The organism is Rhodoplanes roseus (assembly GCF_003258865.1).
Classification (GTDB): domain Bacteria; phylum Pseudomonadota; class Alphaproteobacteria; order Rhizobiales; family Xanthobacteraceae; genus Rhodoplanes; species Rhodoplanes roseus.
In genome coordinates this window covers 1-11,857 of record NZ_NPEX01000187.1, presented here as the reverse complement: position 1 = coordinate 11,857, position 11,857 = coordinate 1, and the positions used below count along the sequence as shown (strand labels likewise).

Annotated in this window: 8 protein-coding genes; 1 reads left to right on the top strand and 7 read right to left on the bottom strand. The window is 68.3% G+C overall.

Translation table 11 applies throughout. The features are described 5' to 3' along the window. Positions 1–160 precede the first annotated feature (160 nt). Entirely contained in the window at positions 161–1,519 is a 1,359-nt protein-coding gene (locus tag CH341_RS21705; RefSeq protein WP_111421069.1) for an esterase-like activity of phytase family protein, read from the top strand. A 207-nt stretch (positions 1,520–1,726) separates the two neighbouring features. Here CH341_RS21705 and CH341_RS21700 read toward each other — a convergent pair whose 3' ends face one another. The 7 genes from CH341_RS21700 to CH341_RS21670 all read right to left on the bottom strand — a co-directional run bounded on the left by CH341_RS21700 (position 1,727) and on the right by CH341_RS21670 (position 11,699). Continuing rightward, complete coding sequence (locus tag CH341_RS21700) at positions 1,727–2,950, bottom strand: M24 family metallopeptidase (protein ID WP_111421068.1); 1,224 nt, start codon at positions 2,948–2,950, stop codon at positions 1,727–1,729. 266 nt (positions 2,951–3,216) lie between these two features. Further along, entirely contained in the window at positions 3,217–3,975 is a 759-nt protein-coding gene (locus CH341_RS21695; RefSeq protein WP_111421067.1) for an ABC transporter permease, read from the bottom strand. Next, entirely contained in the window at positions 3,972–4,805 is an 834-nt protein-coding gene (locus CH341_RS21690; RefSeq protein ID WP_111421066.1) for an ABC transporter ATP-binding protein, read from the bottom strand. Before CH341_RS21690 ends, CH341_RS21695 begins: the two co-directional genes overlap by 4 nt. A 168-nt stretch (positions 4,806–4,973) precedes the next feature. Further along, the gene (locus CH341_RS21685; protein ID WP_170149746.1) at positions 4,974–5,954 is read right to left on the bottom strand and encodes an ABC transporter substrate-binding protein; all 981 of its coding nucleotides are present in this window, start codon (positions 5,952–5,954) and stop codon (positions 4,974–4,976) included. A gap of 342 nt (positions 5,955–6,296) precedes the next feature. Further along, on the bottom strand, positions 6,297–7,391 hold the full coding sequence (atzD, locus tag CH341_RS21680; protein ID WP_111421064.1) for a cyanuric acid amidohydrolase: 1,095 nt from the start codon (positions 7,389–7,391) through the stop codon (positions 6,297–6,299). A gap of 125 nt (positions 7,392–7,516) precedes the next feature. Further along, positions 7,517–9,379, bottom strand: coding sequence for a hydantoinase B/oxoprolinase family protein (locus tag CH341_RS21675; protein ID WP_210208513.1), 1,863 nt, complete (start codon positions 9,377–9,379; stop codon positions 7,517–7,519). Positions 9,380–9,590: 211 nt separating this feature from the next. Then, entirely contained in the window at positions 9,591–11,699 is a 2,109-nt protein-coding gene (locus CH341_RS21670; protein WP_111421062.1) for a hydantoinase/oxoprolinase family protein, read from the bottom strand. Between the last annotated feature and the right edge of the window lie 158 nt (positions 11,700–11,857).

The window sequence follows — 11,857 nt, the reverse complement described above, 5'->3', positions numbered from 1 at the left end:
GGGCTCGGCGCTTTGCGCCGCCCCGGGACGACGAAAGGGATTTGGGCAAAGCACTGCGCGAGGAGAGGTGAAGAGCCCGTCACCGAAACGTCGTCCCTCCGTCAAGCCAGCGTAGCGGGCCTGCCCGACAAGCGCACATCGCGCTTTTCAGGGAGCCACCATGACCCGCACCCTCACGCTCGCCGGCGCTGCGCTGGCGCTCGCGCTGTCGACGCCGGCCTTCGCCCAGCAGGAATATCCGGCGGTCCTCGCCGGCCACGCAGTGTTTCCGGCCGCGACCTTCATCGAGGCCCCGGCGGATGCGCCGGCCGACCTGAAGGTCTCCGGCAAGTTCACCACCGGCAAGCGTGTCGAGGGGATCGGCAGCGTGCCGGGCAAGTCGAACGGCCGGCCGACCGGCCTCGCGCTGCCCTTCAAGGGACAACCGGTTCAGGGCCACTCGGGCATCAAGGTGATGCCGGACGGCACGGTCCTGGTGCTCGCCGACAACGGCTTCGGCTCCAAGGCGAACTCGCCGGACGCCATGCTGTTCTTCAACCGCTACAAGATCGACTGGGCGGCCGGCACGGTCGACCGCCTGGAGACCGTCTTCCTGCACGACCCCGACAAGAAGGTGCCGTTCCGCATCGTCCACGAGGGCACCGAGACGCGCTATCTCACCGGCGCCGACTTCGACCCCGAAGGCATCCAGCCGATCGGCGACGTGATCTGGATCGGCGAGGAGTTCGGCCCGTATCTGATCAAGGCCGACCGCAGCGGAAAGATCCTCGGCGTCCAGGAGACCGTCGCCGACGGCAAGCCGGTGCGCTCACCCGACCATTACGCCGTCGGCTCTGCCGGCGTACCGGGACAGACCGTGCCGTTCAACGCCCGCCGTTCCAAGGGCTACGAGGGCTTCGCCGCGTCGAAGGACGGCAAGTTCATCTACGGCCTGCTGGAAGGCCCGCTGTGGGACGCCGACAAGAAGGAGTTCGAGAACCTCGACGGCAAGCAGGCCTCGCGCATCCTCGAGTTCGATGTGGCGGCGGAGAAGTTCACCGGCCGGTTCTGGTACTACCCGTTCGAGCAGAACGGCAACGCCATCGGCGACTTCAACATGATCGACGCGTCGAGCGGCCTGATCATCGAGCGCGACGACTTCGAGGGCACGGCCGACAAGGCCTGCCCGCCCGGCACCGCCGGCGCGGCGGCCGAAACCTGCTTCGCCCAGCCGGCCAAGTTCAAGCGCGTCTACAAGATCGAGCTCTCCGACGCGACCGTCGGCAAGCCGGTGCGCAAGATCGGCTTCATCGACCTGATGAAGATCCAGGATCCGGACAAGAAGGCGCGGAAGCCCCTGACGAACGGCGCCCTCGCCTTCCCGTTCTTCACCATCGAGAACGTCGACCGTGTCGACGACACCCACATCGTCGTCGGCAACGACAACAACCTGCCCTTCTCCTCCAGCCGCGAGCCCAACAAGGCCGACGACAACGAGTTCGTCCTGCTGAAGGTGGAGGAGCTGCTGAAGGCGAAGTGATAGGCCTTCACATCGGCGTCGCGACTCCAGCGTTCCCTCCCCCCTTGTGGGGGAGGGACAGGGAGGGGGGTGAGCCGCGGACTCGGACGGCGTGGCTCACCCCCCTCTCCACCTCTCCCCCACAAGGGGGGAGAGAGCCGGCTGCGGCAAGCAGAACGGCATCGAAGGCAAGCGGAACTGCATCGAACAAGACCGATCCAGAGCCCCCTACCCCAGCATCAGCTTCTCGTCGTAGGGCGCGCGCGACAGGACGTGGGGGGCGCCGTCGGTGACCAGCACCATGTCCTCCAGCCGCACGCCGCCGCCGCCGCGAACGCCGGGGACCCAGATCAGCGGCTCGACCGCGAACACCATGCCGGGCTCGAACTCGTAGGTCGGCGCGCCCGGCAGCGTCTCGCCGATATAGGGCGGCTCGTTGGCGCCGATGCCGACGCCGTGGGCGATGAACAGCGACAGGAAGCGCCCGTCGAGCCCGTACTTTCCGGCCGCCCGCACGATCGCGTCGGTGCAGTCCCGGTTGGTGCGGCCCGGCCGCATCTCGGCGATGCCGGCCATCAGGCCCTCGTAGACGGCGGTGAAGATCTTGCGCTGCTGATCGGACGGCTTGCCGCAGATCACGGCGCGCGCGACGTCGCCGAAATAGCCGCCGAACGCCGCGCCGATGTCGATGAAGACGATGTCGCCGTTGCGGATCAGCTTGTCGCTGCAGATGCGGTTGGGTGGCGCCATGTGCTCGCCCGAGGCGACGAAGGGCGTCATCACGTGCGAGTACTCGCCGCCGAGCCGGAACAGCGTCCGCATCGCCTCGCCGGCGACGTCGCATTCGCGCACGCCCTCGGCGATCGCCGCGGTGGCCGAGGCCGTGACGGCGTCGGCGATCGCGGTCGCCTCCTCCAGCAGCACGATCTCCTCCGGCAGCTTGTGCTTTCGCGCGGCGAGCATCGGGGTGTCGCCGTCCTCGATCTGCAGCTTGGGAAAATGCCGCTGCAGCGCCTTCACGAACACGGTGTTGGACTCGTCGAGCCCGAGCTTGGCGTCGGTGAGCCGGTACCTGCTCAGCACCGGTCCCAGGATGTCCTTGACCATGCCGTCGACCAGCGCGACCTCCTCGATGATCGGGATGGTGTGCGCCTCCGTGATCCACGGCATGGTGAGGTCGACGCGGTTGCGCTCGCCGCCGGAGCAGAACAGGATCGGCGCCTGCCCCTCGACCAGCAGCGCGCCGTTGAGCGCCGTGGTCTTGCCGGTGATCAGTTGCGGGCGCAGGTCGGTGAGGTAGCGCTGGTTCTCGTCCTTCCAGACCAGCAGCGCGTCGAGCCCGGCCTTGCGGCGCTGCTCCTGCGCCTTGGCGATGCGCTTCTGCCGCAGTGCGGCGACGTCCAGGCGCTGCTCGTAGCCGACATTGAAGGGGCCGCGCGCATACCGATCCATGCGGACTGTCTCCTCGAGTGCTTTTTGGCTGTCGCGGTCGGGTCGAGCCGCCCGGGAGGGGATCCCGGGTCCGCGAGCGATGGGGAGCAGAAGACTACACGAGGCCGGCCCCGGCAGAACCGACGCCCCTGCAACGCAGGCGCCGCAGAAACGGGGAGCGACGTTTTGTCGTCCCTTTGGAGTTGTGCGATGCGGCAGAGAAGGCGTCGCCCTTTCCCTCTCCCCTTGCGGGAGAGGGAAGAAGAAGTGCCGCGTCGCTCTCTGCCCTACTTCCCCGACCAGTGGACGTAGCGGCGTTCTATGGTGAGGAACAGGAGGTTCAGCCCGTATCCCAGTGCGCCCGCCGCCGCGATGGCGGCGTACATGCGGGGCATGTCGAACAACTGCTGGGCCTCGAAGACGCTATGGCCGAGGCCGTCCTGCGAGCCGATGAACATCTCGGCCACGACGATGATGACCAGCGCCAGCGAGACGCCGTTGCGCAGCCCCACGAAGGTCTGCGGCAGCGACTCGCGCAGCATCACGTCGAACAGCACGCGCAGGCGCGAGGCGCCCATCACCTTGGCGGCGAGCAGCCGGGTTTTTCGGGCGTTCATCACGCCGTAGGCGACGTTGAACAGGATCACCAGGATGGCGCCGAACGCCGCGACCGAGATCTTGGTCTCGTCGCCGACCCCGAACAGCACCAGGAACAGCGGGAACATCGCCGAGGCCGGGGTCGAGCGGAAAAAGTCGATGACGAACTCGAGCGAGCGGTAGAGCCGCTCCGACGAGCCGAGCAGGATGCCGAGCGGAATCGCGATCACGGCGGCGATCGCGGTCGCCATGGTGGTGCGATAGACGGTCTTGACGAAGTCGAAGCCGAGCGCGCCGCCGTCCATCCCCTTCCAGAACGCCTTGAAGGTCTCGGCCGGCGACGGCAGCAGCACCGGGTCGACCCATTGCCGGCTGGTCACCAGCGACCAGATCGCCAGCAGCCCGACGACGCCGATCAACGGCAGAAACGCGTCCAGCCTGCGGATCATCCTCGCCTCACCTCGCGCTGGAACACCTCGAGGCAGTGCGCCTTGAGCCGCACGAACTCGGGATCCGACAGCGTCTCGTCGCCGCGCGGACGCGGCACGCCGACCGGCATGAAATCGGCCACCCGGGCGGGATGGCGCGACAGCAGCAGCACCCGGTCGGCGAGATAGACCGCCTCCTCCAGGTCGTGCGAGACGAGCACCATGGTGGTGCCGCTCTCGATGAACAGCTTCTGGAGCTGCTCGCGCATGAACAGCGTCATCTCGTAGTCGAGCGCCGAGAACGGCTCGTCGAGGAACAGGATCTCCGGCTCCACCACCAGCGAGCGCATGATCGAGACGAGCTGCTGCTGGCCGCCCGACATGTGATACGGATAGAGATTGAGGTCGATCTTGACGCCGAGCCGCTCGACCAGCGCCTCGGTGCGCGCCTTGCGCTCCGCCGCCGGCACCTTCATCAGCTTCAGCGGATAGGCGATGTTGTCGAAGGCGCGCATCCACGGGAACAGCGCCTCGCGGTAGTTCTGGAAGACGTAGCCGAACTTGATCTCCGACAGCAGCATCCCGTCGAACAGGATGCGGCCGGCGTCGATCGGGATCAGCCCGGCGATCATGTTGATCAGCGTGCTCTTGCCGCAGCCGTTCGGCCCGAACACCGAGATCAGCTCGCCGCGCGGAATGTCGAGATCGAAGTCGTCGTAGATGACGGTCTTGCCGAAGCGTTTGCTGAGGCCCCGGATGGTGACGTGCGGCCGCTTGCCGGCGCCCCCGACCGGCGGGGTCGAGGGGAAGTCCGTCGGCGACGAGACGAAGGTGTCCGAGGTGGCGTCCATCACCTGTGTTCCATCCAGAGGCTCATGCCAGCCTCAGCACACCTGAGCCGTCATGGCCGCGCTCGTCGCGGCCATCCACGTCTTCGCGGCGTGGCGGACCACGGTCGTGGATGGCCGGGACAAGCCCGGCCATGACACGGAGCGAGGTCGTGCCTGACGCCATCGTGATCAGAACGATTTCACCATCTTCTTGATGTCGACCTTCTCGGGGACGACGCCGATCGCGGTGCCGAAATCGGCGAACTGCTGCAGCCAGCCGAGCTGCTCCGGGGTCATGTCCTTGGTCATCGTGTAGCCGAGCATCGGCACCTCGTCGACGACGTTGTCCGGCGTCATCGTGTTCTTGGCGAGGTATTTTCGCGCCTCCGTCGGGTTCGCCTTGATGTAGGCGACCGCCTCGGCCCAGCCGTCGGCGAAGCGTTTGGCCACGTCCGGACGCTTGGTGATGAAGTCGGTCGTGAAGGCGCAGCCGGCCGCGAAGGCATCGGCCTTCGGGTTGCCCAGGATGTAGGTCGAGATCACGCCCGCCTCGAGCCGCTTGGCGACGCCCATCTTCTCCATGATGGTGGCGCCGGGCTCCAGCGTGTAGCCGCCGTCGAACGTGCCGGCCTTCATGGCGTTCACGTGCTGGCCCATGTCGAGCTGGTCGATCGTGTAGTCGCCGTCCTTCAGGCCGACCTTGGCGAGCACGCCCTTGGCGGTGTTGAGGTTGGCCGGTCCGGGCGCCGACATCAGCTTGAGACCCTTGAGGTCCTTCAGCTCCTTCACCTTGTCGACCAGGCCGGTGCGGATGACGAACTGCTCCATCTTGTAGTCGGGCGTCTGGCTGTGCATCGCGACATACATGGCGACGCCCGGCTTCTTCACGTTGGCGTTGAGGCCCTCGAGCGTGACCAGCACGGCCGAGACCTCGATCTGGTTGGTGATCAGCGCCGCGACATTGGCCGGGCCGCCCATCAGCGTGATGGTCTCCGGCTCGATGTTGCGGCTCTTGAAGTAGCCCTTCTCGATGGCCACGAAATAGGGCAGCGACGACGAGATCGGGAACACCCCGACCTTCACCTTGTCCTGCGCCACCGCCGGGGCGCCCGACAGGCCCCATGCAAGCAGGGCGGCGACGACGGCCCCGATCTTCGCGAACATCTTCATCTGACGGCTCCCGTGAGTCCTGGCACTGATCATCGTGACCGGTCCGTGGTGGATGAACGAGGCGGGACGTGGTGGTTCTCGGACGTCCCGGAGGCGGCGAGCCGCACTCCGGATTCTCTGTATTCCAAGCAAGGCCCGTGCCACGTAAGGCGCGTCTTTGTCGCCGTCCGCCGGCACCGCGCCCCGGCCGGTCTCCTCATGGTGAGGAGCGCTCCCAAGGAGTGCGTCCCGGACCATGTGGCCTCGGCTCGACCCGGATCCGGGGCCGCCCCCGCCCGTCGAGACGGTCGCGGCGCGACCGCGACAGGACGAGGGCGGACGCCGGCGACAGGCAAGACCTCGTCACTCCCCGACGTCGACGATGGCGATCACCGGGCCGCCACCGTGCGGACCCTGGTGCATGGCGTCCACCGACACGAAGACGCAGGGATCGCCGATCGCCGCCGCCGCGACCCCGCCGACCGCGCCCTTGGCGTGGCGGTGGTGATGCACGTCGGAATCGTCGAGCATGATCTGGCGGCGGCCGCGCAGGCTCGCCCGCTTGTCCGCCTCGCATTTGATGAAGACGTTGACCAGCCGGCCGTCGAGGTCGGCGGCGCGGGCCCGCTCCGGCAGGTCGAGGCCGGCGTCGCGGATCGCGTCGTAGATGCCGTCGATGTCGAGCGCGTCCTTCATCACCGCATGGCCGATCCGGTAGCGCCCCCCTGCCCCCGGCTTGTTGCCAAGCAGCACGATCTGCGCCCTGGTCAACTCGACACCGGACGAGCACGACGCGACCGACGAGTAGAGATCGAGATTCTGGCAGATCTCCTCCGCCTCCGGCATCGCGATCTCACCGAGCGCCACCGCGATGCCGAGCGCCGTGGTGCCGTTGGAGACGCCCATCGAGTCGTGCACCTCGCAGGCGACCGTCTGGCCGCGATGCTCGGCGTCGCGCACCGCGTCGATGGTGAGGAGCGGCGTCTTGGTCTGGACGTAGTGCACGTCCTCGGGATTCTCGATGCCGGCGTCGCGCATCGCCGCCTTCACGGCCGCCGCGACCTTCTCGACCATGGCGGGGCGGCCGATGTCCTCGGGCAGCAGCTCCTCGCTGAGCGAAGTGCCGATGGCGAGGCGGGCCTTGTCGGCCGGGCCGGTCGCCGGCGTGCGGGCGAACACGGTCGCGTGCGGCGTAATGACGCCGTCGCAGCCGCCCGACCACACCATCGGGATGCCGGCGATCTCGGCCTCGCCGCGCTTGCCCTTCTTCAGCAGCACGCGCCGGAACGCCTGATCCGACAACAGCCGCGTGAAGTCGTTCACGCCGCCGTTGCCCTCGGTCTTGCCGATCACGGCGACCACCTGGTCGGCCGAGAACCGGCCCGCATCGATGCAGGCGTCCAGCCCGGAGGCGTCCTGCACGCTCTTGATCTCGATCTTGGCGACTTCGATGGCCATTCTTGTTCCTTACGCTTCCTGCTTCGTCTCTTCCGCCGCTGATCGGCCTCGTGGTGAGGAGGCGCGCAGCGCCGTCTCGAACCATGGGCCGCCCCATCCTTCGAGACGCCCGCTGCGCGGGCTCCTCAGGATGAGGACGGATCGGGATTCGATCCATTGAGCATCGCTTCGAAACCCGGGCCACGGTCGATCATCGGCAGCGGCGAGGATCGCCGCAACCTCATTTCATCCCGCAGTGCGGTGGTCGCAGCCGTATCGATGGACGCAACGCCTTGCGCCGTCGTGATCAGAACGACGCCGTAGGCGTTTCGCGCTGCGTCATGCGAGACGCGGCCTTCCGTCACGTCGCGCGCCACCCGCTCGGGCTCGCGCTCCAGCGGGTCGCCCCAGCCGCCGCCACCCGTGGTGACGACGCGGACCACCTGCCCCGCCTTCACCGGCTCGCCGTCGACCAGCCCGCCGAGCTTTCTGGCCTCGCCTTCGAGATCGACCGTGACGCAGAACGGCTGGCCGGCCTGGCCGCCCTTGACGCCGTAGCAGCCCAGCCGCACCCGATCGGCCGTGACGATGGTGCGGCAGTCGACCAGCGCGCGATAATGCTTCTCGTAGCCGAGCCCGCCCCGGCGATAACCGGCCCCGCCCGAGTCGGTGCGCAGCGCCAGCTTTTCGACCAGCAGCGGAAAGCGCGTCTCGGTGAACTCGGCCGGCTGGTTGCGCGAGTCCGGCACGATGTGGATCGCGTCGTTGCCGTCGGCATAGAAGCGCCCGCCCGAGCCGCCGCCGAGAACCTCGCGCGACAAGAACGGCTTGCCGTCGCGATCGAGCCCGAAGAAGCCGGTGTAGCGAATCGTCTCCTGGTCGGCCGGAATGCGGCCGTCGACCGCCTGCGCCACCGCGCCGGCGAGCAGGCACAGGCAGCGCAGCAGCACGAAGCTCCGCGCATTGGTGGGCGCCGGCCATTCGGGCGTGATCAGCGTGCCCTTGGGCGGGAAGATCACGTCGAAGACCTCGCAGACGCCCTCGTTGACGTCGATCTCGGCGGCGCGCTCGGGCGTGTCGGCGAGATTGCGCAGGATCGGCGCGATCCACTTGATCAGGAAGGCGCCGTCGGCGTAGTCGGCCGGCCAGTTGATCGGGCCGGTGGATTGCGGATCCGTGCCGGTGAAGTCGAGCGTGATCTTGTCGCCGCGCTTGATCATCGTCAGCGCGATCTTGTGCAGCTTCGGGTCGGTCAGCCCGTCGTGCTCGACATAGTCCTCCCAGACATACTCACCGTCGGCGATCTTCGGGAGCAGCTCGCGAGCGAACACGTCGCGGCACTTGTCGAGAATCGCCTGGAAGCAAGCCTCGACAGTGTCGCGGCCGAAGCGCGAAAAGAGCTCGGCCATGCGGCGCGCGCCCATCAGGCAGGCCTGCATCTCGGAGTCGAGATCGGCCGCCAGCATCTCCGGCACGCGGGTGTTGCGCTTGATGATGGTGAAGGCCGCCTCGTTGCGCACGCCTTCCGAATAGAACTTGATCGGCGGAACCGCGAGGCCCTCCTCGAACACCGAGGTCGCGGTGCCCGGCATCGAGCCCGGCACCCGGCCGCCGATGTCGTCGTGATGACCGAAGGCCTGGATGAGCGCCACCACCTCGCCGTCGTGGAACACCGGCACGGTCGAGCACAGATCCGGCAGGTGGCCGATCGAGCCCTCGGTCAGATAGGTGTCGTTCATCAGATAGACGTCGCCCGGCCGCATGGTCTCGAGCGGAAAATCGCGCACCACGGCGTTCGGCATCGCCGAATAGGAGCGGCCGGTGAGCTTGCGGCACCGCTTGTCGAACAGCCCCACCCGATAGTCGTGCGCCTCGCGGATCATCGGCGAGCGCGCGGTGCGCTCGATCGCATACTCGATCTCCGCCTCGATCGAGTTGAGCGTCCCCTCGACGATCTGCAGCACGATCGGATCGACGATGGTGCCGGCGGCGGCCGTGGTGGTCATCATGTCCATTATCGCCCCCGCTCGTGATTGCCGATGCGATCGCGGCTCGTCGCAGCGCGTTCCCTCCCCCCTTGTGGGAGAGGGCTAGGGAGGGGGGTAGCGACTCGGCTCGGCATACGGGGCTCACCCTCCTCCCCGTCCCTCCTCCACCAGGGGGGAGGGAGCGGTGGAGGCGTGCGCTCTGCCAACCTGATCACGTCGCGGGGCTGCATGGTCATCGTGCGCCCTCCCCGCCCCGTGCGCTCGTGACGATCAGGATCCCGTGCGGGTCCACAGTGAGAGCCTGGCCCGGATACACCACCGTGGTGGAGCCGAACTCTTCCACCACCAGCGGCCCGACGATCGTCTCGCCCGGCGCCAGCGTCGCGCGGGAGAACACCGGCGTGTCGACGAAGGCGCCGTCGAACCACACCGGACGGCGGGCCGGCACCGGCGCGGCGCCGCGCCGCGGCGGCAGCTTGGGCATCGCGGGCCGCTCGATCACGCCGAAGCCCGACACCGTGAAGTTGACCAGCTCCACCTTCTGCCGGCCGGCATAGTTGTAGCCGAAGGTCTTTTCATGCGCGGCGTGGAAGGCGTCGATCAGGCCGGCCACGAAGGCCTCGTCCACCGGCCCGGCGGGCGCGACGACGCGCACCTCCATGGACTGGCCGGCGTAGCGCACGTCCGCCTCGCGCACGAGCCGCACGCGGTCCGCCGCGATGCCGTCGCGCTCCAGCGTGCTCCTCGCGTCCTCCTCGAGGCCCCGATAGGTGGCGGCCAGCACGACAGGATCGATGGCGCTCTCGGGCATCACCTTGGTGGCGATGTGATCGGTGCGCCAGTCGACCGCCAGCAGCCCGAAGGCCGACAGATTGCCGGGATTGGGCGGCACGATGCAGGCCTTCATGCCGATCAGCGCCATCACGGCCGGCGACTGCGCCGGGCCGGAGCCGCCGAAGGAGAGCAGCGCGAAATCGCGCGGATCGATGCCGCGCTGGATCGTCATCTGACGGATGGCGTTGGCCTGGTTCCAGTTGGCGATCTCGATGATGCCCTCGGCGAGCCGTTCCGGGCTCATCCCGCCCGGCAACCGCGCGGCGAGCGCCGCGAGGCCGGCGCGGGCGCGCTCGCGATCCAAGGGAATGCCGCCGCCGATCAGCGCGGGCGGAATGCGGCCGAGCACCAGATTGGCGTCCGTGATGGTCGGCTCCGCGCCGCCGTTCGGGTAGCACATCGGCCCCGGATCGGCGCCGGCGCTCTTCGGCCCGACCCGCAGATACCCCTCGCGGGAAATCCAGGCGATCGAGCCGCCGCCGGTGCCGATCGTCTTGATGTCGATCATCGGCACGCGCACCGGGAACGGGCCGACCGAGCCGCCATTGGTGACGGTGGGGCGGCCGCCTTCGATCAGGCAGAGATCCGTCGAGGTGCCGCCGGCGTCGAGCGTCACCAGATCGGGGAAGCCGGCCAGCTCGGCGATCACGGCGCTGCCGAGCGCACCGGCGGCGGGGCCCGAGAGCGCCGTGGTGATGGGCTTCCTCATCACCTGCTCGGCGCCGGCGACGCCGCCCGAGGACTGCATCACCAGGAACGGTTTTTCCCGCAGCTCGGCGCCCAGCTCGTCGGCGATGCGGCGCAGGTAGCGGCCGACATGCGGCTTGACGAAGGCGTCGACCAGCGTGGTGACGGTGCGCTCGTATTCGCGGTACTCGGGCAGCACCTCGCAGGAGAGCGACAGCACCGCCTCGGGATATTCCTCCGCCACGATCGCGGCGACGCGGCGCTCGTGATCGGGATTCGCATAGGCGTGGATCAGGCAGATGCCGATCGCCTGGATGTCCTGCGCCTTGAAGGCGCGCGCCGCGGCGCGGACGCTCTCCTCGTCGAGCGGGCGCAGCTCGCGGCCGAGGAAGTCCATGCGGCCGCCGACCTCCTTCACGCGATGCAGCGGCACGAGCCGCTCCGGCTTCACCCAGAAATAGGAGTTGCCGTAGCCGTCCGGCACCGACTGGCGGGCGATCTCCAGAATGTGCCGGAAGCCTTCGGTGACGATCAGGCCGAGCGAGTCGATGGCGCCCTGCAGCAGCGCGTTGGTCGCCACCGTGGTGCCGTGCGCGAGGCCCGCCACGTCCGCGATGCCGGCGTCGCCGGCTTTCAGGATCTCGACGACGCCGCGCACCAGGCCGATCGCCGGATTCTTGGGCGTCGACGCCACCTTGGTGACCCGCATGGCGCCCGAGGCGGCGTCGACCGCGACGATGTCCGTGAAGGTGCCGCCGGTGTCGATGCCGATCCGCAAGCGGGGGTGCGTCGCGCCGAGCTCAGTCGCGCCTTGCGTCATCGCGGGCCGTCTCCTGTTTCGCGCACCCGAACACGGGCGCGAGATCCGACAGCGAAACTATGCGAAGCGCGGATGTCCTTGTCCAAGCGGGATTGACGAAGCCATTATCGGAAAAACAGATGGCTGCACCGCGTCATTCCGGGGCGCCGCGCAGCGGC